This window comes from Pantoea agglomerans NBRC 102470 (genome assembly GCF_001598475.1).
Taxonomy (GTDB): Bacteria; Pseudomonadota; Gammaproteobacteria; order Enterobacterales; family Enterobacteriaceae; genus Pantoea; species Pantoea agglomerans.
Map to the genome: position 1 here is coordinate 54937 of NZ_BCZA01000004.1, position 22696 is coordinate 77632.

General features: G+C 56.7%; 17 protein-coding genes. 4 read left to right on the forward strand and 13 right to left on the reverse strand.

What is annotated here, in order from left to right; genetic code table 11:
• The first annotated feature begins 305 nt into the window (after positions 1-305).
• Together PAG01S_RS08760 and PAG01S_RS08765 are read left to right on the forward strand one after the other, a co-directional pair.
• Positions 306-1319 (forward strand): aminopeptidase, encoded by a 1014-nt coding sequence (locus tag PAG01S_RS08760; protein WP_010672132.1) that lies wholly within the window; start codon positions 306-308, stop codon positions 1317-1319.
• Positions 1320-1328: 9 nt separating this feature from the next.
• Positions 1329-1613, forward strand: a complete 285-nt coding sequence (locus PAG01S_RS08765) for a YciI family protein (RefSeq protein ID WP_010248560.1) — start codon at positions 1329-1331, stop codon at positions 1611-1613.
• 60 nt (positions 1614-1673) lie between these two features.
• Here PAG01S_RS08765 and PAG01S_RS08770 read toward each other — a convergent pair whose 3' ends face one another.
• The 3 genes from PAG01S_RS08770 to cysJ are packed head-to-tail and all read right to left on the reverse strand — an operon-like array spanning position 1674 to position 5937.
• The gene (locus PAG01S_RS08770; protein ID WP_010248562.1) at positions 1674-2408 is read right to left on the reverse strand and encodes a phosphoadenylyl-sulfate reductase; all 735 of its coding nucleotides are present in this window, start codon (positions 2406-2408) and stop codon (positions 1674-1676) included.
• Complete coding sequence (cysI, locus tag PAG01S_RS08775) at positions 2405-4126, reverse strand: assimilatory sulfite reductase (NADPH) hemoprotein subunit (RefSeq protein WP_022623798.1); 1722 nt, start codon at positions 4124-4126, stop codon at positions 2405-2407. The genes PAG01S_RS08770 and cysI overlap by 4 nt, the downstream gene beginning before the upstream one ends.
• Positions 4126-5937, reverse strand: coding sequence for an NADPH-dependent assimilatory sulfite reductase flavoprotein subunit (gene cysJ / locus PAG01S_RS08780; RefSeq protein WP_062758345.1), 1812 nt, complete (start codon positions 5935-5937; stop codon positions 4126-4128). The genes cysI and cysJ overlap by 1 nt, the downstream gene beginning before the upstream one ends.
• Positions 5938-6236: 299 nt before the next feature.
• Here cysJ and queD point away from each other — a divergent pair, with 299 nt between their 5' ends.
• Positions 6237-6596, forward strand: a complete 360-nt coding sequence (gene queD, locus PAG01S_RS08785; RefSeq protein WP_010248568.1) for a 6-carboxytetrahydropterin synthase QueD — start codon at positions 6237-6239, stop codon at positions 6594-6596.
• Between the two features lie 109 nt (positions 6597-6705).
• Here the strand turns inward: queD and queE are convergent, their stop codons facing one another.
• The 6 genes from queE to rlmD form a co-directional block, all read right to left on the reverse strand.
• The gene (gene queE / locus PAG01S_RS08790; RefSeq protein ID WP_062758552.1) at positions 6706-7377 is read right to left on the reverse strand and encodes a 7-carboxy-7-deazaguanine synthase QueE; all 672 of its coding nucleotides are present in this window, start codon (positions 7375-7377) and stop codon (positions 6706-6708) included.
• A 400-nt stretch (positions 7378-7777) separates the two neighbouring features.
• A complete protein-coding gene (eno, locus tag PAG01S_RS08795) occupies positions 7778-9073 on the reverse strand; it encodes a phosphopyruvate hydratase (protein WP_010248571.1) in 1296 nt (431 codons plus the stop codon).
• Between the two features lie 76 nt (positions 9074-9149).
• A complete protein-coding gene (pyrG, locus tag PAG01S_RS08800) occupies positions 9150-10787 on the reverse strand; it encodes a glutamine hydrolyzing CTP synthase (protein ID WP_010248572.1) in 1638 nt (545 codons plus the stop codon).
• Positions 10788-11016: 229 nt separating this feature from the next.
• Complete coding sequence (mazG, locus tag PAG01S_RS08805) at positions 11017-11805, reverse strand: nucleoside triphosphate pyrophosphohydrolase (RefSeq protein WP_050680051.1); 789 nt, start codon at positions 11803-11805, stop codon at positions 11017-11019.
• Between the two features lie 158 nt (positions 11806-11963).
• Positions 11964-14195 (reverse strand): GTP diphosphokinase, encoded by a 2232-nt coding sequence (gene relA, locus PAG01S_RS08810; RefSeq protein WP_010248576.1) that lies wholly within the window; start codon positions 14193-14195, stop codon positions 11964-11966.
• A 29-nt stretch (positions 14196-14224) separates the two neighbouring features.
• Entirely contained in the window at positions 14225-15541 is a 1317-nt protein-coding gene (gene rlmD, locus PAG01S_RS08815) for a 23S rRNA (uracil(1939)-C(5))-methyltransferase RlmD (protein WP_033758700.1), read from the reverse strand.
• Positions 15542-15635: 94 nt separating this feature from the next.
• Between rlmD and barA the strand changes: the two genes are divergently transcribed.
• Complete coding sequence (barA, locus tag PAG01S_RS08820) at positions 15636-18365, forward strand: two-component sensor histidine kinase BarA (RefSeq protein ID WP_062758347.1); 2730 nt, start codon at positions 15636-15638, stop codon at positions 18363-18365.
• Between the two features lie 54 nt (positions 18366-18419).
• On the opposite strand, the gene PAG01S_RS08825 is transcribed toward barA, so the two are convergent.
• The 4 genes from PAG01S_RS08825 to gudD form a co-directional block, all read right to left on the reverse strand.
• Entirely contained in the window at positions 18420-19559 is a 1140-nt protein-coding gene (locus PAG01S_RS08825; protein WP_031291930.1) for a glycerate kinase, read from the reverse strand.
• Between the two features lie 75 nt (positions 19560-19634).
• The gene (gene garR, locus PAG01S_RS08830; RefSeq protein WP_060680910.1) at positions 19635-20519 is read right to left on the reverse strand and encodes a 2-hydroxy-3-oxopropionate reductase; all 885 of its coding nucleotides are present in this window, start codon (positions 20517-20519) and stop codon (positions 19635-19637) included.
• Between the two features lie 19 nt (positions 20520-20538).
• Positions 20539-21309: a 2-dehydro-3-deoxyglucarate aldolase gene (garL, locus tag PAG01S_RS08835; RefSeq protein WP_010248585.1), complete on the reverse strand. Its 771-nt coding sequence runs from the start codon at positions 21307-21309 to the stop codon at positions 20539-20541.
• 45 nt (positions 21310-21354) lie between these two features.
• Positions 21355-22686, reverse strand: coding sequence for a glucarate dehydratase (gene gudD / locus PAG01S_RS08840; protein WP_010248587.1), 1332 nt, complete (start codon positions 22684-22686; stop codon positions 21355-21357).
• Positions 22687-22696 lie beyond the last annotated feature (10 nt).

Here is a 22696-nt window from a genome sequence, read left to right on the forward strand (position 1 = left end):
GATGAAATTACGAATTGGAATGAGTAGTTACCGAATGGAATAACGACACCGCAAAGCACAGAACAATTTGGTCTTAACAGATGAAATTTAATGGCTTTTTCGTGAACAGGCTCACATATTGAAAGCCACACCTGCGGCAGCAAAAGCAGATAAGTGCCAGCGATAATGGTCCGTTACGCCTTTCGGTAGTGACAGCGCCCGATTCCACTAACAAAGTCACGGGACAAAAAGGATATAATGCGCGCGGCATGGCTGGCCCTGGTCCCCATGCGGAACGGCTCCCGAATAATGAAAAAGGATGCACTATGTTTTATTCCCTCCGCTTGAGGGTAGCGACAATTTTATTTGGCGCACTCATTTCCCCGCTGGCTCTGGCCACTCCGCCTGGCCAGTTTGCCGAACAGCAGGTCCGGCACATCGCCACCTTGTTTCCTGGCCGGATGAGCGGCAGCCCGGCTGAGCTGATGGCAGCCGACTACCTGCAACAGCAATTTACCGCGCTGGGGTATAAGACCAATACCCGCCAGTTCAGGACCGGCTATAAGTGGCAGGAAGAGGACGGCACGCAGCGCTGGCATAAGCTCACGGCAACCTCGGTGATTGCCGCGCGTGCAGGCAGCGTGCCGCAGGAGATTCTGATCGTGGCACATCTGGATACCTGGACGCCGCAAAATAGCAGCCAGGCCCAGCACAACCTGGGCGGCTTACGCCTGCAGGGCGTCGATGATAATGCATCGGGTCTTGGCGTGATGCTGGAGCTGGCGCAGCAGCTGAGCCGCAAACCGCTGCACTACGGCATACGCTTTGTGGCGCTGAGCGCCGGAGAGGCAGATCTGCACGGCATGGATGATTATGTTGAGCGGATGAGCACGCGTGAGAAGAAGAATACCCTGCTGGTCATCGATCTGAATAGCCTGATCACCGGCGATCATCTCTATTTTAACAGCGGCATGAATACGCCCCGGGCGGTGCGCAAGCAGACCAGCGAACGAGCCCTGTTACTGGCACGCCAGCAGGGCATTCCCGCCGCCAGTCATCAGCTGAACCGTAAAGATTTTGACGCTCTTAATGCCTTCGACAAGGCGGGCTTTCCGCTGCTGGATGTGACCGCCAGCAACTGGACGCTGGGTAATAAAGATGGTGCGCTGCAGCGTCATCGTAGTCCCCACTTTCCTGATGGCGTTACCCGCCATCAGACTGACCTGGATAATCTGAGCTATCTCGACCGCTGGCTGCCGGGGCAGATAACCTTGCGAACCCGCGACAGCGTTCGCGTGCTACTGCCGCTGCTCAGTGAACTGACCAACCCCAAAGTGTAAGGATCTGACATGTACGTGGTCTTTCTGAATTACGTTCGTCCGGTAGAAGAAGTTGAAGCGCTGCTGGCAGCCCATATCGAATGGCTGGATCGCTATTTTGACGCGGGCTTTTTTATTGCAGCGGGACGTAAAGATCCGCGCACGGGCGGCATGTTACTGGTCAGGGAGATGGAACGAGAAGAGCTGGATGCAATTTTAGCGGAAGATCCGTTTGTCACGGTGGCAGAGTATGAGGTGACGAAAGTGAATGTGACCCGTGCAGCAGAGGCGTTTGCCGGATTAAAAGGCGCTTAGCTTTCCGCCTGACTGCAGCCAAAAACTTCTCTCCCTGTGTGCGGGGAGAGAAGTCCTGCGTCAGCCTTCGTGCAGACCACACTCGCGCTTGAGGCCGAAGAAGCGCGTCTCTTCTTCTGCCATACCCGGCTCCCACTTGCGGGTGGTATGGGTATCGCCCACCGAGAGATAGCCTTCATCCCACAGCGGATGGTACTTCAGCTTATGCTGCTCCAGATACTGATGAATCTGGCGGTTATCCCAGTCGATAATCGGCAGCAGCTTAAAGACGCCACGCTGGACGCCCAGCACCGGCAGATTCGCCCGACTGCCCGACTGGTCGCGGCGCAATCCGGCAAACCAGGTCTGCGCGCCCAGGGTTTCAATGGCGCGATTCATCGGCTCAACTTTGTTGATCTCGTTATATTTCTCAATCCCCTCGACGCCCTGCTCCCACAGTTTGCCGTAGCGCGCTTCCTGCCAGGCCGGTGAGGTTTCGGCGCGGAACACTTTAAGGTTGAGATTGAGCTGGTCCGCCAGCTCATCAATAAAACGATAGGTCTCCGGGAACAGATAGCCGGTGTCGGTCAGGATCACCGGAATATCGGGCTGCTGACGCGTCACCAGATGCAGCGACACCGCGGCCTGAATACCGAAACTGGAGGAGAGCACGTAGGCACCCGGCAGATTCTCCAGTGCCCAGCTGACCCGCTCTTCCGCAGATGACTTCTCCAGCTGCGCATTGGTCGCGGCCAGCGCCATAGCACGCTGGACTTTGGACATCTCATTCAGTGCTGCGAGGTCGGGGTGACTCATTTTGCTTCCTCCCAAAAGTCGCGTGCCGGGTCCAGCACCGGCGCAACAATGCCCGCGCGGATGGTGAAGTCACCAAAGCCTTCCGCGGCCTGGCGCTCAGTGGCCCAGCGTCCCACCAGCTCATCAATGGTGGCGAGAATTTCGCTTTCGTTAATGTTTTCACGGTACATGCGGGGAATACGCGTTCCGCTGCGGTTTCCACCCAGATGCAGGTTGTAGCGACCTGGCGCTTTACCCACCAGACCCAGCTCAGCCAGCATGGCACGGCCACAGCCGTTGGGACAACCGGTAACGCGTAACACTATGTGCTCATCGCCAACGCCATGCGCATGCATGATCCCTTCCACTTTGGTCACGAAGGCAGGCAGGAAGCGCTCGGCTTCTGCCATCGCCAGCGGACAGGTCGGGAACGCCACGCAGGCCATCGAGTTTTCGCGCTGTGCCGTAACGTGATCCATCAGACCATGTTCGCGCGCGATTGCTTCGATCTGCGCTTTTTCGCTTTCCGGCACGCCCGCCACAATCAGGTTCTGGTTAGCGGTCAGGCGGAAATCGCCCTGATGGATTTTCGCAATTTCAGCGATGCCGCTTTTCAGCGGTCGGCCCGGATAGTCGAGCAGGCGACCATTTTCGATAAACAGCGTCAGGTGCCATTTGTTGTCGATGCCTTTAATCCAGCCAATGCGATCGCCACGGGTGGTGAACTCATAAGGACGGATCGGCTCAAACGTCACGCCTGCCCGTTTTTCAACTTCGGCTTTAAAGGTCTCGACGCCAACGCGTTCCAGGGTGTACTTGGTTTTGGCGTTTTTACGGTCGGTACGGTTGCCCCAGTCGCGCTGCGTCGTGACCACCGCCTCGGCGACGTCGAGGATCTTCTCCACCGGGAAATAGCCAAACTCGCTGGCGGTGCGCGCATAGGTCGCTTTGTTACCGTGCTCAATCGACAGCCCGCCACCCACCAGCAGGTTAAAGCCCACCAGCTTGCCGTGCTCGGCGACAGCGACAAAGTTCAGATCGTTGGCGTGCAGATCCACGTCGTTATGCGGCGGGATCACCACGGTAGTTTTGAATTTACGCGGCAGATACGTTTCACCGAGGATCGGCTCTTCGTCGGTGGTGGCGACTTTTTCTTTATCCCACCAGATCTCCGCATAGGCACGGGTGCGTGGCAGCAGATGCTCAGAGAGTTTCTTCGCCCACTCATACGCTTCCTGATGCAGCTCCGACTCAACCGGGTTCGACGTACAGAGCACGTTACGGTTGACGTCGTTGGCGGTCGCCAGCGCATCCAGCCCCACTTCATGCAGCATCTGATGCGTCGGCTTAACGTTCTTCTTCAGAATGCCGTGAAACTGGAAGGTTTGACGGTTAGTCAGACGGATGCTGCCATAGATGGTTTTATCGGTGGCAAATTTGTCGATGGCCAGCCACTGAGTCGGCGTAATGATGCCGCCCGGCAACCGGCAACGCAGCATCATGGCGTGGCGCGGCTCCAGCTTCTGCTCCGCACGTTCGGCACGAATATCGCGATCGTCCTGCTGGTACATGCCGTGAAAACGGATCAGCAGGAAGTTGTCGCCGGTAAAACCGCCGGTCAGACCCTCTTCCAGATCTTCTTTAATGGTGCCGCGCAGATAGTTGCTCTGCTTCTTCAGACGCTCAGCGTCTGCTAATTTGCCTTCTACAACCAGCGGTCCAGGGTGTTTATCGCTCATTAGTAAACGTCTCGCTGATAACGGCGCTCAATGCGCAGCTCACTTAAAAATTCGTCGGCCGTTTCACGATCCATTCCGCCGTGTTCGACCACCACATCCAGCAGTGCCTGCTCGACGTCTTTTGCCATACGATTCGCGTCGCCACAGACATAAAGATGCGCGCCCTCTTCGATCCAGCGCCACACTTCGGCCCCTTTCGCGCGGATCTTATCCTGTACGTAAATCTTCTCTGCCTGATCGCGTGACCAGGCGAGGTCGATATGGGTCAGCAGACCATCCTTAACATATTTCTGCCACTCCACCTGATAGAGGAAATCGTCGGTGAAGTGCGGATTACCAAAGAATAGCCAGTTTTTGCCGCTGGCACCGTCGTTGTCGCGCTGCTGCATAAAGGCGCGGAACGGCGCGATGCCGGTGCCCGGGCCAATCATGATCACCGGCGCATCCGGATTAGCCGGCAGGCGGAAGTTGTCGTTGTGTTCGATGAAGACCCGGACTTCGCCCTCTTCTTCGATGCGATCGGCCAGCCAGGTCGATGCACCGCCGCCACGCTGGCGACCTTCAATATCAAAGCGAACGGCACCGACGGTGATATGCACTTCGGTATCGGTTTCAGCCTGCGAAGAGGCGATAGAGTAGAGTCGCGGCGTCAGCGGTCGCAGCAGTCCGGTCAGCTGTTCAGCGCTGAGTTCGGACGGTGCCAGGCGCACCATATCCACAATCGGATAGTGCTGCGCATAGTGCTGCAGCCTGGCTTTATCATCCACCAGTGACAGCAACTCCGCGTTGCGTGACAGCTGGGCATACTGCGCCACGATCTGCGCGGTGTTAACCGTCAGCTCGAAATGCTTCTGCAGCGCCTCCGCCAGCGGCAGGGTTTTCCCCTGAACTTCTACCGGCTCATCGCCTTTCAGCCAGACCAGCTCCAGCAGTTCGCTGACCAGCGCCGCGTCGTTCTCATACCAGACGCCCAGCGCATCGCCAGGCTGGTAGCGCAGACCGGAATCGCCCAGATCGATTTCGATATGGCGCACATCTTTGTCTGAGTCCCGTCCGGTAATTTTCTGATTCACCGCCAGACTCGCGCTGAGCGGCGACTCTTTAGTATAGGGGCTGGTGGTGACTTCGTTGACGCTGCCGGCTGCTGTCGCCGCAGCCTGCGCCGGGGATTCAGTGGGAACGCGCTGTTTGAGGATCTCAGTCAGCGCACTGCGCCAGGCGGTGGCCTGCTCCGCATACTCTACATCCGCATCAACGCGATCCAGCAGACGGTCACCGCCCAGCTCCGCCAGTCGGCTGTCAAAATCTTTACCCGCCTGACTGAAGAATTCATAAGAGGTGTCGCCCAGGCCAAACACTGCGAAGGCGGCACCCTCCATTTTCGGTGCCTTTTTCGACATCAGGAATTTATGCAGCGCCACCGCCTCTTCTGGCGGTTCGCCTTCGCCCTGGGTGGAGGTTACAACCACCAGCATTTTTTCCTGGCCAATCTGTTTGAACTTGTAATCACCGGCATTCACCAGGTTTACGTTCAGCTTTGCGGCCAGCAGGTCATCACGCAACTGCTCAGCCAGACGACGTGCGTTGCCGGTCTGGGAGGCAGAAAGCAGCGTAATGGCGGGCGCTTCGGCCGGAGCCGGAACAGATGCAGTGCTGGCGACGGCGCTACCCGGGGTCTGTTCCACCCTGCCCCAGAAATAGCCTGACAGCCACGCCAGTTGAGTCGGGGAATAATCTGTCGTCGCCGCCTGTAAGCGAGCGAGTTGTTCCGGGGAGAGCGGAAGCATTGAACCAGGTGCCTGAGTCGTCATCGCGTTAAAAATTCCAGTATCAGAAGTCCGGACCGTAAAATGGCGGAAGAGTGCGTAGGTTACCGGTCCGTATATTAACGATTAAATACACCTTCGACATATCAAATAACCAAAATGACTAAATGGTTTTCCAGGTAGGAATAATCGTTAAAAGTGGTAAGCAAAGCGGTGATATATCAGTTAATTAGCTGGACACCACTGTATAAACGCGCAGGAAAAGGATCGGTTTGTGCGGGGCGGGTGCGAAAAAAGCGGTAATCAGGTAGAATTCAGCGGTTTTTTAATGTCTGAGAACCACTATGTCTACCACCTTGTTTAAAGAGTTCCAGTTCGAAGCCGCGCATCATTTACCGAATGTGCCGGCCGGACACAAATGTGGCCGTCTGCACGGTCATTCGTTCCTGGTTCGTCTGGAGATTACCGGCGAAGTGGATGCGCATACCGGCTGGGTTATGGATTTTGCTGAGCTGAAAGCGGCGTTTAAGCCGGTCTACAATCGGCTGGACCACTACTATCTGAATGATATTCCCGGCCTGGAAAATCCCACCAGCGAAGTGCTGGCGAAATGGATCTGGGATCAGATGAAGCCGCAATTGCCGCTGCTAAGCGCGGTGATGATCAAAGAAACCTGCACCGCAGGCTGCGTTTACCGCGGCTAACCCTGTCGGATCGAACCCTTCGATCCGACGCGGCTCTTCTCTCCGTCCTGCCTCTGACGCTCAACGCTTTCCTGTAGTTAACGGCTCATTGCGTGCCGCTTTATCAGGATCAGGCGATATTGAGATATTTATGGGTCTGCATCGACAGACGCCAGTTACGGGCAATGCAGGTCTCAATACAGAGCCGGGTTGCATCATCTTTGCGGCTGATTGGCTGCAGGGCGATGATACGCGCTTTGGTGTCATCAATGCCTGCCAGCAGCCGATCCAGCGCTTCCACATCACGCTCGCGCGCTACCGGATGCTTGATTTCATCGGCCCGGCTCAGCGCCTGGGGCAGAACATCGTAGCCGCCGCGCATGTTGACCTTCGGCGAGACGGTCACCCAGGTCCGTTCGGAACAGTGGATCTCGTGGGTTCCGCTGGTCTCAATCTGGCACTGGAAACTGTGCTGCTCCAGCGCAGTGGTTAACGGACGCAGATCGTAAATCGCAGGTTCACCGCCGGTGATCACCACATGACGCGCCGTCCAGCCCTGCTGCGCAATGGCACTCACCAGGGTCGCCGCGTCGGCATCACCCCAGGCGTCGCTTTCCACCGTCTTGATCAAAATATCGCCCAGCGACGTTTCCCGATCTGTCCGCTTTTCCCAGGTGTGTTTGGTATCGCACCAGCTACAGCCCACCGGGCATCCCTGCAAACGAATGAAAATGGCAGGCACGCCGGTGTAATAACCTTCGCCCTGCAGTGTCTGGAACATTTCGTTAATCGGGTATTGCATTACGGACTCGCTTGAAAAAAACAGGGCGCTGATTATGGCAGATTTGCCGCGCAGCTCAACCACGCGTTGTGCCTTTTCTCCGCGCCGGACAAAACACAAATGAGGGGCTTCAGACGGCTGACAGGCTCAGAACGTGGATGGCCAGGACCGAAGAGCAAAGCGTCCCGCGCTCAGGACAAAAACGCCGGAAGCGTTTTTGAACAACGCAAAACGTTGTCCCGGTAACGGGCGTACCTCAGGGATGAGGTGCGTAATCGCGCGGACCCGGCCGGCAGAGATGCCGCTTTGGCGATCGGGCCTTTCCATCTGCGTCTGCACACCGCCACCAACAAAAAGCCCCGCACAAGGCGGGGCTTCAGAGGCCGATGATGTCACTTAGCGCGACATCAACGCACAGTCATTACTGACCTTTAACTTCTTTCAGACCGTTGAATGGCGCTTTAGAACCCAGCGCTTCTTCGATACGGATCAGCTGGTTGTACTTAGCAACACGGTCAGAACGACTCATTGAACCGGTTTTGATCTGGCCCGCTGCAGTACCTACCGCCAGGTCAGCGATGGTCGCATCTTCGGTTTCGCCTGAACGGTGAGAGATCACGGCAGTGTAGCCCGCATCTTTCGCCATTTTGATCGCAGCCAGAGTTTCGGTCAGAGAACCGATCTGGTTGAATTTGATCAGAATGGAGTTAGCGATACCTTTATCGATACCTTCTTTCAGGATTTTGGTGTTGGTAACGAACAGGTCATCACCCACCAGCTGGATTTTGTCGCCCAGTACTTTGGTCTGGTAAGCGAAGCCGTCCCAGTCAGATTCGTCCAGGCCATCTTCGATAGAAACGATCGGATACTGTTTAGTCAGATCTTCCAGGAAGTGGGTGAACTCTTCAGAGGTAAACGATTTACCGCCTTCACCGGCCAGAACGTATTTGCCATCTTTGTAGAACTCAGATGCCGCACAGTCCATCGCCAGGGTGATGTCTTTGCCCAGCTCGTAGCCTGCTGCTTTTACCGCTTCAGCGATAACAGCCAGCGCTTCGGCGTTGGAACCCAGGTTAGGCGCGTAGCCGCCTTCGTCGCCCACTGCAGTGCTCATGCCTTTGCTTTTCAGCACTTTTGCCAGGCTGTGGAACACTTCAGAACCCATACGGATGGCTTCTTTCAGGTTCGGAGCGCCAACCGGCTGGATCATGAATTCCTGGATGTCGACGTTGTTGTCGGCATGTTCGCCGCCGTTGATGATGTTCATCATTGGCAGTGGCATAGAGTATTTGCCTGGGGTGCCGTTCAGTTCAGCGATGTGCTCATACAGCGGCTGACCTTTAGAGGCTGCAGCGGCTTTAGCAGCTGCCAGTGAAACAGCCAGAATGGCGTTAGCACCGAAGTTAGATTTGTTCTCAGTACCGTCCAGGTCGATCATGATCTTATCGATGTTCGCCTGATCTTTCGCGTCTTTGCCTTTTACCGCTTCAGCAATCGGACCGTTTACTGCAGCAACGGCTTTGGTTACGCCTTTGCCCAGATAACGTGATTTGTCACCGTCACGCAGTTCCAGCGCTTCGCGTGAACCGGTAGAGGCACCTGATGGTGCAGCTGCCAGGCCTACGAAACCGCCTTCCAGATGCACTTCAGCTTCAACAGTCGGGTTACCACGTGAGTCGATAATTTCGCGACCGATGACTTTTACGATTTTGGACATTACGATTTTCCTCAGTACAAGTTAGTCAATCCTAAGACAAGCAACGCGCGAAAAGTTCGCGCGCTGCCTGTGAAACTTACTTCGCTAAACGCTTCTGATGCTCATGTGCGGCTTTAACAAAGCCGGCAAACAACGGATGGCCGTCGCGTGGGGTCGAGGTAAACTCAGGATGGAACTGGCAGGCCACAAACCACGGATGGTTCGGGATCTCGATAATCTCAACCAGTTGATCATCACCAGAGCGACCTGCTACGCGCAGACCGGCTGCTTCAATCTGCTTTAACAGCATATTGTTCACTTCATAGCGGTGGCGATGGCGCTCAACGATAGTGTCAGAGCCGTAGAGCTGGCGAACCTGGCTGCCCGGCGTTAACTGACACTGCTGGCTGCCCAGACGCATGGTGCCGCCCAGATCGCTCTGCTCGCTGCGGACTTCGACGTTGCCATCTTCGTCACGCCATTCGGTGATTAATGCCACCACCGGATATTTACAGTCTGGCACAAATTCCGTGGAGTTGGCGCCTGGCATCCCGGCGACATTGCGGGCGAACTCCATCAGCGCAACCTGCATGCCCAGGCAGATGCCCAGGTACGGCACGTTGTTTTCACGTGCATACTGCGCGGTCATCAGCTTGCCTTCCACGCCCCGGTAACCGAAGCCACCCGGGATCAGAATCGCATCCAGATCTTTCAGTAATTCGACACCGCGTGATTCAACATCCTGCGAATCGATCAGTTTGATGTTCACGGTGACGCGATTTTTCAGGCCGCCATGTTTCAGCGCTTCGATGACCGACTTGTAGGCATCCGGCAATTCAACATACTTGCCCACCATACCGATGGTGACTTCACCACCCGGATTGGCTTCTTCGTAGATCACCTGCTCCCATTCGGCCAGGTTGGCTTCCGGTGCATTCAGGTTGAAGCGCTTGCAGATATAGTCATCCAGGCCCTGCGATTTCAGCATGCCAGGAATCTTGTAGATGGAATCAACGTCTTTCAGCGAGATAACCGCTTTTTCAGGGACGTTACAGAACAGGGCGATTTTAGCGCGTTCGTTGGCCGGTACGGCACGGTCAGAACGGCAAATCAGCACGTCTGGCTGAATACCAATCGACAGCAGCTCTTTCACCGAGTGCTGGGTCGGTTTGGTTTTCACTTCACCGGCAGCCGCCATATACGGCACCAGCGTCAGGTGCATATACATGGTGTGTTCGCGGCCCACATCAACGGCCATCTGGCGAATCGCTTCCAGGAACGGCAGTGATTCGATATCCCCGACCGTGCCGCCGATTTCGACCAGTACCACATCATGACCTTCACCGCCTTCAATAATGCGTTCTTTGATGGCGTTGGTGATGTGCGGAATAACCTGAATGGTTGCGCCCAGATAGTCGCCACGGCGCTCTTTGCGCAGGACTTCTGAGTAGATACGGCCAGTGGTGAAGTTGTTACGACGCGACATTTTGGTACGGATGAAGCGCTCGTAGTGACCCAAATCCAGATCGGTTTCAGCGCCGTCATCAGTGACGAAAACTTCACCGTGCTGCGTCGGGCTCATGGTGCCTGGATCCACGTTGATATACGGGTCCAGCTTCATGATGGTCACGTTCAGACCACGGGCTTCGAGAATGGCTGCGAGGGAGGCTGCGGCAATGCCTTTACCCAGAGAGGAAACGACCCCGCCGGTCACAAAAATATAATTCGTTGTCATGCTGAACCTGAGAGTTTAGGTTTAAAGACGGTGGAATAACCAGGACGGGAAAACAGTATACTGGAAACCGCTATCAGCCACAATTGATGAATCACCGCCATCCTCCAACGCATTGCTGCGGCTAACATAGCCGATAGCCGCCAATGAAATGTTGACGTGCGTCACAAAGTTGCCGTCAGGCTGAATCGAGTAAGCGAAAGCGGTGACTTTATGCACAGCGCTGGAATAATCAGCGCTTCTCGCCCCGTTTCACCTGCTGCCAGGCGGCTTCCATCTGCTCCAGCGTGGCACCCGGCATACTTAACCCCTGTGCAGCGATGATCGCTTCGACTTCGCGGAAGCGGCGCTCAAACTTGTCGTTGGCCTTTTGCAGCGCGGTCTCTGCTTTGCTGCCAAGATGACGCGACAGGTTAACCGTGGCGAACAGCAGGTCGCCAATCTCCTCTTCCAGCTTCTCACCATCCACCACGCTCTGCTGCGCCTCGTGCATCACTTCATCAATCTCTTCATGCACCTTAGCCACCACCGGCCCCAGCGTGGTCCAGTCGAATCCGACATTGTGACAACGCTTCTGAATCTTGTGGGCGCGCATCAGTGCGGGCAGTGCCTTAGGGATATCATCCAGCGCCGAATGCTGGGCTTTGTCAGCCCGCTCAGCGGTTTTTATCGCTTCCCAGTTTTTCAGCACTTCGCTGCTGGTTTCTGCTGTGGCATCGCCAAAAATGTGTGGATGACGGCGCTCCAGCTTGTCGCTGATTGCGTGGCAGATATCCTCAAAATTAAAGCGATCCTGTTCGCTGGCCATCTGTGCATAGAACACCACCTGAAACAGCAGATCGCCCAGCTCACCGCGCAGATCGTCAAAATCTTCGCGCTGGATAGCGTCCAGCACTTCGTAGGTCTCTTCCAGCGTATAGGGCGCGATGGTGGCGAAGGTCTGTTCACGATCCCACGGACAGCCATGTTGTGGATCGCGCAGGGTTTTCATTATGCCAAGCAGGCGCTCAATAGCGTTCATTCAGGAGGATCCTTGATTAGTGAGATGACAGGCAACGGGCGAAGAGGCAAAGCGTCCAACACGGCAGGACGCTATTCACCGCGTCCGGCCGTGTCTGGTGGTGCAGAAAACGCCTGCGCAACCTCCAGCTGCCGGTTGCCTCAGTGCCTGCCTGAATATCAGTGCAGGCGACGGGCGTCAATGATATCAGAGACCTGGTTCAGACGCGCCAGGACACGTCCCAGTACCTGATGGTTGTAGATCTCAATATCCATGTCGATGGTCGCCAGCTGTTTTTTGGTGTCGCTGCGGCTTGAGACGCCCAGGACATTCACTTTCTCGTTGGCGAGAATGGTGGTGATGTCACGCAGTAAGCCGCTGCGATCGTTGGCGGTCACGCGCACCACCAGCGAATAGCCGCTGGAGTAGCTTTCGCCCCACACCGCATCGACGATACGTTCCGGCGCATGCGAAATGAGTTCAGCCAGCTGGTCGCAGTCGGCGCGATGAATAGAGATGCCGCGCCCCTGGGTGATGAAGCCGACAATATCATCCCCCGGAATCGGCTGGCAGCAGCGGGCAATGTGGTGCATCAGGTTGCCCACGCCTTCCACGACGACGCGTCCGCTCTCTTTGCGTGAAGAGGGAGTGTACGACTTCTGGGTGAGCTGACGCAGCGCTTCGCGATCTTCCTCTTCGGCGCTCGGCTTGTTCAGCTTCGCCTGCAGGAAGTTAACCATCTGGTTAAGACGGATATCGCCGCCGCCAATCGCCGCGAGCAGCTCTTCAAGCGAGGTCACGTTATAGCGCGGCAGCAGCAATTTTTCGGCTTCGCGCAGGCTGATATCCAGCTGATTCAGTTCGTTATCCAGAATCTGCCGTCCGGCGATTATATTCTTGTCGCGATCCTGCTTGCGGAACCAGTTGTGGATCTTCGAGCGCCCACGGTTGGTGGTGATGTAGCCCAGATTCGGATTGAGCCAGTCGCGGCTCGGGTTCGGCTGCTTCTGGGTGATCACTTCAACCTGATCGCCCATCTGCAGCTGGTAGGTGAACGGCACGATACGGCCACCGATTTTCGCGCCGATGCAGCGGTGACCGATGTCGCTGTGAATATGATAGGCAAAGTCGAGCGGCGTCGATCCAGCGGGCAGATCCACCACGTCGCCTTTCGGGGTAAAGACGTAGACCCGGTCATCGAACACCTGGCTGCGGACCTCTTCCAGCAGTTCGCCGGAGTCCGCCATCTCTTCCTGCCAGCTGATGAGCTTACGCAGCCAGGCGATCCGCTCTTCATGACCGGCCGCGCCACGCGCGCTGCTGGAAGTTGGCCCCTCTTTATATTTCCAGTGCGCCGCCACGCCCAGCTCGGCATCTTCATGCATCTGGCGGGTACGGATCTGGATCTCCACCGTTTTGCCCTGCGGCCCTAACACCACCGTATGAATCGACTGGTAGCCGTTGGGTTTGGGGTTAGCGACGTAGTCATCGAATTCACTGGGCAGATGGCGATAGAGCGTATGCACCGTACCCAGCGCACCGTAGCAATCCTGCAGGCGATCGGCGACGATGCGCACCGCCCGCACGTCAAACAGCTCATCAAAGGCCAGCGATTTTTTCTGCATCTTGCGCCAGATGCTGTAGATATGTTTCGGACGGCCATAGACTTCGGCGCGCACGCCCTCTTTGACCATCTCTTTGCGCAGATTGCTGACGAAGTTTTCGATGTACTGCTCACGGTCAATACGCCGCTCATGCAGTAATTTGGCGATGCGCTTATATTCGTCGGGATGCAGGTAGCGGAAGCAGTAATCTTCCAGCTCCCATTTGAGCTGACCAATACCGAGACGGTTGGCCAGTGGCGCATAGATATTGGTGCTCTCTTTGGCGGCCAGTACCCGCTCATCTTCCGGCGCATCTTTCATTTCGCGCAGGTTCATGATGCGTTCAGCCAGCTTCAGCACTACGCAGCGGAAATCTTCCACCATCGCCAGCAGCATGCGGCGAACGTTATCCACCTGTTCAGAGGCCATGGAGTCGTTGTGGATCGCTTTCAGCTGGCGGATGGCGTCCATATCGCGCACGCCGTGTACCAGCGAGACAATGCCTTTGCCGACGGCGGTTTCCAGCTCCTCTTCACTCACCACTTCATCGTTAGCCAGCGGGAAAATCAGCGCCGCACACAGGCTTTCGATATCCATGCTGAGCATTGAGAGGATTTCAACCATCTCAATACCGCGCCACAGCAGCAGCGACTGATCAGGATGGCCCTGCGTCTGCGCTTCACAGTAGCGCCACGTCTCGGCCACACGTTGACATGATTGCGGGTTGGCAATACCGAGACTGGCGATCCACTGGTCGAGGGCGAAATCCCCCTCAGTATTTAAATGCGCACTTCTGACCGCAACCATAACCTCTCCTGCACAACGACATACATCGCTTATGTTTTTCTGAACAGCACCATGGATTCGAGATGACGGGTATGTGGGAACATATCCAGCATCGCGACCCTTTCCAATTGGTAGCCTGCCGACAGCAATGTCTGGCTGTCGCGGGCGAGTGTGGTGGGATTACACGAAACATAGACCACGCGATCTGGTGCAAGTTTAACCACATGCGCCATTACGCCCGCAGCCCCGGCGCGTGCCGGATCGAGTAATACCTTGTTAAATCCCTGTGCCGCCCACGGCTGGCGCGACACTTCTTCTTCCAGATTATGCTGAAAGAAACTGACATTTTTAAGATTATTCAAATCAGCATTATACGCTGCCTGCCGCACTAATGCTGCAATCCCCTCCACACCAACCACATTATGTACGAAGATTCCTATAGGAAGTGTGAAGTTTCCCATGCCGCAAAACAGATCCAGCACCCGGTCTTCCGGCTGCAGATCGAGCCAGGCAATTGCCTTCGCGACCATCTGCTGATTAACACCATCATTAACCTGAATAAAATCCTGTGGGCTGAAGGTTAGCTTAAGCTGGTGAGATTGATAAAACGGCGTCGACTCATTTAACGCACTCAACTCTTCCTCGCCCGCATCCAGGAACAGCATCAGCTGATGCTTATGCGAAAACTGTTCCAGTTTTTCACGGTCATCCGCATGCAGCGCATCAAGATGGCGCAGAATCATCAGCGGCCCGTTGTCTGCCAGCACCAGCTCCACATGCCCGAGACGCCTGACGGCGCGTAAGTCACTGAGACACTGGTGCAATGGAACCAGTAAAGCCTCAAGTTCGGGCACTAAAATGGGGCATTGCTGAATATCAACCAGATCGTTGCTGGCTTCCTGACGGAAGCCCATCTGCAACCGCTGCGCCTTATTTTGCCATTGCAGCCCCAGACGGGCGCGACGACGATAGCCCCAGGGCTGACCGGCGATCACCTCATCCACCGCCACGTCTTGTGCGGCGGCCTGACGCAGCATCCGGCTCAGCGCCTGGGCTTTGCTCTGCTGTTGCAGCGCCACATCGGCATGCTGCTGCTGGCAGCCGCCGCAGCGTTCATAATGTGGGCAGCGCGGCGTGACTCGCGCCGGACTGCGGCTAATCAGTCGTGTCACTTTCGCCCGGGCAAATTGACGTTTATCCTCTGTCAGCATGACCTCCGCCTGTTCCCCAGGCAGGGCACCGGCGACAAAAAGGGTTTTGCCCTTGTGACGCGCCACCCCTTGTCCGAACGGATCAAGCGCCTCAATGGTGACGGTGATCCGTTGTTGCGTCGTCACGCGCTGTTTTGCAACGTAAAATTGCGCCATAGTGTTATTAATTCTCTTTATCGAAAACGACCTGCATTGTTTTTGTCGACAGCATGCACAGGGACGTTAATGCCGGAGTAGCCAGGCGACTATTATGACCAAATACAGCCTGCGGGCGCGAATGATGATTTTAATTCTGGCACCCACGCTGATGGTTGGCCTGCTGCTCAGCTCATTTTTTGTGGTGCACCGCTACAATGAACTGCAGCGCCAGGTTATCGATGCCGGAGCCAATATCATTGAACCGCTGGCGATCTCCAGCGAATACAGCATGACCTGGCACAATCGTGACGCCATGCGTGAACTGGTCAGCCTGCTGCACCGCCGCCATTCCGGCATCGTCCGGGCGATCTCGGTGTTTGATAATCACAACCAGCTCTACGTCACCTCCAATCACAAGCAGAACCTCAGCCTGCTGCAACAGGATGATATCCGCGCCCTGCCCGACGATGTCTCCATGGAACGTCACGGCAACGTATTGATTCTGCGCACACCGATCACCACCGAGCGTTACGATGTGGATGAATTGCCGGACGAAGATGCCAAGCCGTCGGGAAATCCGCTGGGCTACGTGGCGATAGAACTGGATCTGCAGTCGGTGCGCCTGCAGCAGTATAAAGAGGTGTTTGTCGCCACGCTGATGCTGCTCTTCTGCTTCTGCCTGGCCATGCTGTTTGCCTATCGTCTGATGCGTGATGTCACCGGCCCGATCCGCAATATGGTCACCACCGTTGACCGCATCCGTCGCGGCCAGCTCGACAGCCGCGTTGAGGGATACATGCTGGGTGAACTCAGCATTCTGAAAAACGGGATTAATGCGATGGCGATGTCGCTGACCGCCTATCACGAAGAGATGCAGCACAATATCGATCAGGCGACCTACGATCTGCGAGAGACGCTGGAACAGCTGGAGATTCAGAACGTTGAGCTGGATCTGGCGAAGAAACGCGCCCAGGAAGCGGCGCGTATCAAATCTGAGTTTCTGGCCAATATGTCGCATGAGCTGCGGACGCCGCTTAATGGCGTGCTGGGCTTTACCCGGCAGATGCTGAAAACCCAGCTGCGCACCACCCAGCGCGACTATATGCAGACCATTGAACGTTCAGCCAATAACCTGCTTAGTATTATCAATGACGTGCTCGATTTCTCGAAGCTGGAAGCGGGCAAACTGATGCTGGAGGCGATCCCCTTCCCGCTGCGTGCCACACTGGATGAAACGCTGGTGCTGCTGGCCCCGTCGGCGCATGACAAAGGGCTGGAGCTGACGGTGGTGTGTGACAGCAGCGTGCCGGACAATGTGATTGGCGATGCGCTGCGCCTGCAACAGATTCTGATTAACCTGATCGGTAACGCCATCAAGTTTACCGAGAAAGGGTATATCGGCCTGCGCGTCGGACAGCGGGTGATTACGCAGTCGCGCGTCGAGCTGGAGATTCAGGTTGAAGATAGCGGCATCGGCATCTCTGAGCAGCAACAGACACAGCTTTTCCAGGCGTTCCGTCAGGCTGACGCCAGCATTTCGCGCCGTCATGGCGGCACCGGGCTGGGGCTGGTGATCACCCAGAAACTGGTGCGGGAGATGGGCGGCGAAATCACCTTCAGCAGTCAGCCGGACAAGGGCTCCACCTTTGTGATTCGCGTGCAGCTGGATCTCAATCCCAATGCGCCCGGCATGCCACGCGTGCTGGATGCGCTGTCACATGCGCGCATTGCCTATGTTGAAGCGGATGCTAACGTTGCCAGCGCAGCACTGGAGATGTTAAGCGCCACACCATTGCAGATCGATTACAGCGAAACGCTGGAGGGTTTAAAAGCGTCTCACTATCCGCTGCTGCTGATGGCGATGCCGGTCGACATCAGCCAGCCTGAGCTGCTCAATGAACGCATGATTAATGCGCTGCTGGATCGGGCCGACAACGTGCTGATGGCGCTCCCCAGCCCGATGATGTTGCTGGCGGATGAACTGAAGGTACGCGGCATTGACGGTTGCATCGCTAAACCGATCTCCCTGACGCGACTCCTGCCGATGTTACTGGATTTGCATACCCGTCAGATCAGTGAACTGCCGCTTTCACCCCGGCTGCCGCTGACGGTGATGGCGGTGGATGATAACCCCGCCAACCTCAAGCTGATTGGCGCGCTGCTGGAGGAGCAGGTGCAGAACATCCTGCTGTGCAGCAGCGCCGAACACGCCATCCGTGAGGCACGTCAGCAGTCGCTGGATGTGATTCTGATGGATATTCAGATGCCGGACATCGATGGCATTCGCGCCAGCGAAATTATCCGCAGCATGCCGCATCATGCCAGTACACCGATTGTGGCGGTCACCGCCCATGCGATTGATGGCGAGCGTGAACAATTGATCAAGGCGGGCATGAATGACTATCTTGCCAAACCGATTGATGAGAGCAAGTTAAGACAGTTGCTGGCGCGCTATACGCCACCACCGGTGGTCACCGTGCCGGAACTGCTGCCAATATTACCCACGCTGGACTGGCAACTGGCGCTGCGACAGGCGGCGAACAAAGCCGATCTGGCGCGCGATCTGCTGCGAATGCTGCTGGAATTTTTACCGGAAGTGCATGCGAAGATGGCGCAGTTTATGTCGACCAATGAGGTCAACGCCCTGCGTGAGATTATTCACAAGCTGCACGGCAGTGCCAGCTACAGCGGCGTGCCGCGCATGAAGCAACTCTGCCATCAGCTGGAAAGAGAGCTGCTGGAGGCCAGCGATATCGCTGCGCTGGAGCCGGAACTGCTGGAGCTGCAGGATGAGATGGAGAACGTCGCCCGAGAAGCCCGCCAGCTGTTAGGGATTGGATAAGGCTGGCGGTGAGTTAAACCCGGCCGATGTGGAGTGGCCGGGTAATGCTGGTGGTTAGTTAAACCCGGCCAGCTTTAACGTGGCTGCCACATTACGCGCCGTCATCTCAACATTCTTTCCGGCGCTGGCGAGTGCCTCATCCAGCGTACAGATGCTGTAGAGCACGCTGAATACCGCATCGATCCCGTGCTGATGCACCACGCCGACATCGGCCGTCAGGCTTCCGGCGATGCCAATCACCGGCTTATTAAAGCGCTTTGCCACGCTGGCGACGCCGATCGGCACTTTGCCATTAATACTCTGGCTGTCGATACGCCCTTCACCGGTAATCACCAGGTCCGCATCTTTTACCTCTTCAGCCAGCCCCAGCGCCTCAGTAACAATCTCAATGCCGCGCCGCAGCTCCGCCTGACAAAAGGCATGCAGCGCCGCCCCCATACCGCCCGCTGCGCCGCCGCCCGGGATATGCAGCACATCAATATCGAGATCGCGGTGAATAATCGCGGCGTAATGGGCCAGCGCCTGATCGAGCTGCTGCACCAGCGCCGGTGTCGCCCCTTTCTGTGGGCCGAAAATGGCCGATGCACCCTCTTTGCCCGTCAGCGGATTGGTGACGTCACAGGCCACTTCAATGCGGCACTGATGAATGCGGGCGTCCAGCGCGTCAATATCGATGCTGGCAAGATCGGCGAGTGCACCGCCACCGTGACCGATCTCGCAGCCCTGGTCGTCCAGCAGCCGGGCGCCCAGCGCCTGCATCATGCCGGCTCCGCCATCATTGGTGGCGCTGCCGCCGATACCAATGATGATGTGGCCGACCCCCTTATCCAGCGCATGTCTGATCAACTCGCCGGTGCCAAATGAGGTCGTTATCAGCGGGTCACGCTGCGATGCAGGCACCCGCTCCAGTCCACTGGCCGCTGCCATTTCGATATAGGCGGTGGACTCATCGCCGGACAGGCCATAGAAGGCGTCGACCTCTGTTCCCAGCGGCCCCGTCACCTTCAGCCTGACGATTTTTCCCTTCGTCGCCGCCACCATCGCTTCTACCGTTCCTTCACCGCCGTCGGCGACCGGTATTTTCACGTAATGCGCATCGGGAAAGATGTCACGGAAACCCGCTTCAATCGCCGATGCCACATCCAGGGCGGATAAACTCTCTTTATATGAATCCGGTGCGATTACGATTTTCATAGGCAATCCGAGCGCAGTTGAGTAATTGAAACGGCTCTGAACCAGTCCGGTTTCCGCAGAGACCGACACCGGGTTTTAGCGGGCGATTTCAACCTTCGCTAACTTCTCATAATAGCAGGCCAGCGCGCTGTGGTCGGCGCTACCCTGTCCGTCGTTACGCAGCGCCTGCATCATCTCCATCACCGCCGCCGTCAGCGGCAGATGCGCGCCGATGCTGTGCGAGGTATCCAGCGCGTTCGCCAGATCTTTAATATGCAGGTCAATACGGAAGCCGGGTTTGAAGTTGCGATCCATCACCATGGGCGCTTTGGCATCCAGTACCGTACTGCCGGCCAGGCCGCCACGAATCGCCTGATAGACCAGATCCGGATTCACACCCGCTTTGGTCGCCAGTGATAGCGCCTCGGACATCGCCGCAATATTCAGCGCCACAATCACCTGGTTGGCCAGCTTAGTCACGTTACCCGCACCGATGTCGCCGGTATGCACCACCGATCCCGCCATCGATTTCATGATGTCGTAGCAGGCATCGAACACCGCTTTATCACCGCCGACCATCACAGAGAGCGTGCCTTCGATCGCTTTGGGTTCACCGCCACTGACCGGCGCATCCAGCATTTTGATCCCTTTTTCTGCCAGCGCATCATGGACTTCACGGCTCGCCAGCGGCGCAATTGAGCTCATGTCGATGACCACCAGGCCTGGCTTCGCCCCTTCGATAATGCCATTTTTACCCAGGCAGACTTCGATGACCTGCGGCGAGTTGGGCACCATGGTAATCACCACATCGCACTGCTCAGCCACCTCTTTTGGCGATTTCGCCACGGTCGCGCCCAGTTCAGTCAGTTCCGCTTCGTTGTCAGCGTTATGATCGCGCACCACCAGCGAATAACCGGCTTTCACCAGATTTTTACTCATTGGTTTGCCCATAATACCCAGGCCGATAAATCCAATTTTCATTGCGTTTCCCCTTGATTGATTAGCGCTTAAATTTGTCGCATAACGCCTGAGAGGCGTTGCGGAACATACCGACATCGCTGCCGACGGCGACAAAAGTGGCACCCCACTCCAGATAACGACGCGCGTCCGCTTCCACCGGTGCCAGAATGCCGCTCGGCTTACCGGCGGCTTTGGCGCGTTCAAAAATGTGTTTAATCACTTTCAGCACTTCAGGATGCGCAGGCTGACCGAGATAGCCCAGCGCAGCAGAGAGATCGCCCGGCCCGACAAAAATACCGTCGACACCGTCCACCGCCGCGATGGCGTCAATGTTGTCGACCGCCTGCTGGGTTTCGATCTGCACCAGCACCGTGATGTTGTCATTGATGGTGCTGTTGTAATCCGGCAGGGTGCCGTACATGTTGCTGCGGTGCGAAACCGAGACACCGCGAATGCCGGCTGGCGGATAGCGGGTTGATGCGACGGCACGCACTGCTTCCTCTTCGGTCTCGACAAATGGCACCAGGAAGTTGTTAAACCCGATATCCAGCAGACGCTTAATGATCACCGGCTCGTTGCAGGGCGGACGCACCACGGGCGCACTGTGGCTGCCTTTAAGCGCCATCAGCTGTGGCACAAACGTGGTGATATCGTTGGGCGCGTGTTCACCATCCAGGACCAGCCAGTCAAAACCGGCCAGCCCTAAAATCTCGGTTGAGATCGGGCTGGCAAGCGCACACCAGCTGCCGATCAGGGTTTCACCCGCTAACAAACGACGACGAAATCCATTTGGCCAGGCTGCATTACTCATGGTTAAACTCCTGTGACGATGGCTCCCCGTGGGAAGCCGAAAAGGTTAACGTACCAGGCAGGGACGTTTGTTGTCGTAGGTCCATCCCGGTACTAAAAATTGCATCGCTTCGGCATCGTCACGCGCGCCCAGCCCCTGCTTCTGATAGAGCGCGTTGGCCTGCATCACCTGATCCATATCCAGCTCGACGCCGAGACCGGGCTTCTGCGGTACCTGCACCATGCCGCCTTTGATCTGGAATGGCTCTTTGGTCAGGCGCTGATTGCCCTCCTGCCAGATCCAGTGGGTATCAATGGCGGTGATCGCGCCCGGCGCGGCAGCGGCGACGTGGGTGAACATCGCCAGCGAAATGTCGAAGTGGTTATTGGAGTGCGAGCCCCATGTCAGGCCGAAGTCGTGACACATCTGTGCTACCCGCACCGAACCCTGCATGGTCCAGAAGTGCGGATCCGCCAGCGGAATGTCCACCGACTGCAGCGACAGGGTATGGCCCATCTGACGCCAGTCGGTGGCGATCATATTGGTGGCGGTTGGCATGCCGGTGGCGCGGCGGAACTCCGCCATCACTTCACGGCCGGAGTAACCCTGCTCCGCGCCACAGGGATCTTCTGCGTAGGCGAGCACATCTTTGAGCTGTTTGCCGAGCATGATCGCCTCGTTGAGCGACCAGGCCCCGTTGGGATCAAGGGTGATACGGGCTTCAGGAAAACGCTTAGCCAGCGCTGTGACCGCTTCGGCCTCTTCGCCGCCGCGCAGTACGCCACCTTTGAGTTTGAAATCGTTGAAGCCATATTTCTCATACGCCGCTTCCGCCAGCCGCACCACCGTCTCCGGGGTTAGCGCCTCTTCGTGGCGCAGGCGATACCAGTCGCAGGGATCGCTCTCCTGGCTCTGGTAAGAGAGGGACGTTTTGCGGCGGTCGCCGATGTAGAAGAGATAACCGAGCATCTCAACGCGGTCGCGCTGCTGTCCGTCGCCCAGCAGCGAGGCCACATTAACCTCCAGATGCTGACCCAGCAGGTCGAGCAGCGCCGCTTCAATGCCGGTCACCACATGAATAGTGGTGCGCAGATCGAAGGTCTGGGTGCCGCGCCCGCTGGCATCGCGGTCGGCGAAGGTGCTGCGCACCAGGCTGAGAATGTTTTTGTATTCGCCCACGGTTTTGCCAATCACCAGCGACGCTGCATCTTCCAGCGTCTGGCGGATTTTTTCGCCGCCCGGGATTTCGCCGACGCCGGTGTGTCCGGCGTTATCTTTGATAATCACAATGTTGCGGGTAAAGAATGGCGAGTGAGCGCCGCTGAGGTTCAGCAGCATGCTGTCGTAGCCTGCGACCGGAATAACCTGCATGGCGGTGACTTTCGGTGTTGAACTCATCTCCTGCTCC

Bases quoted from the DNA above. Each gene is read 5' to 3' on its own strand.
- PAG01S_RS08760 (WP_010672132.1), top strand. From the start codon at position 306: ATGTTTTATTCCCTCCGCTTGAGGGTAGCGACAATTTTATTTGGCGCA.
- PAG01S_RS08765 (WP_010248560.1), top strand. From the start codon at position 1,329: ATGTACGTGGTCTTTCTGAATTACGTTCGTCCGGTAGAAGAAGTTGAA.
- PAG01S_RS08770 (WP_010248562.1), bottom strand. From the start codon at position 2,408: ATGAGTCACCCCGACCTCGCAGCACTGAATGAGATGTCCAAAGTCCAG.
- cysI (WP_022623798.1), bottom strand. From the start codon at position 4,126: ATGAGCGATAAACACCCTGGACCGCTGGTTGTAGAAGGCAAATTAGCA.
- cysJ (WP_062758345.1), bottom strand. From the start codon at position 5,937: ATGACGACTCAGGCACCTGGTTCAATGCTTCCGCTCTCCCCGGAACAA.
- queD (WP_010248568.1), top strand. From the start codon at position 6,237: ATGTCTACCACCTTGTTTAAAGAGTTCCAGTTCGAAGCCGCGCATCAT.
- queE (WP_062758552.1), bottom strand. From the start codon at position 7,377: ATGCAATACCCGATTAACGAAATGTTCCAGACACTGCAGGGCGAAGGT.
- eno (WP_010248571.1), bottom strand. From the start codon at position 9,073: ATGTCCAAAATCGTAAAAGTCATCGGTCGCGAAATTATCGACTCACGT.
- pyrG (WP_010248572.1), bottom strand. From the start codon at position 10,787: ATGACAACGAATTATATTTTTGTGACCGGCGGGGTCGTTTCCTCTCTG.
- mazG (WP_050680051.1), bottom strand. From the start codon at position 11,805: ATGAACGCTATTGAGCGCCTGCTTGGCATAATGAAAACCCTGCGCGAT.
- relA (WP_010248576.1), bottom strand. From the start codon at position 14,195: ATGGTTGCGGTCAGAAGTGCGCATTTAAATACTGAGGGGGATTTCGCC.
- rlmD (WP_033758700.1), bottom strand. From the start codon at position 15,541: ATGGCGCAATTTTACGTTGCAAAACAGCGCGTGACGACGCAACAACGG.
- barA (WP_062758347.1), top strand. From the start codon at position 15,636: ATGACCAAATACAGCCTGCGGGCGCGAATGATGATTTTAATTCTGGCA.
- PAG01S_RS08825 (WP_031291930.1), bottom strand. From the start codon at position 19,559: ATGAAAATCGTAATCGCACCGGATTCATATAAAGAGAGTTTATCCGCC.
- garR (WP_060680910.1), bottom strand. From the start codon at position 20,519: ATGAAAATTGGATTTATCGGCCTGGGTATTATGGGCAAACCAATGAGT.
- garL (WP_010248585.1), bottom strand. From the start codon at position 21,309: ATGAGTAATGCAGCCTGGCCAAATGGATTTCGTCGTCGTTTGTTAGCG.
- gudD (WP_010248587.1), bottom strand. From the start codon at position 22,686: ATGAGTTCAACACCGAAAGTCACCGCCATGCAGGTTATTCCGGTCGCA.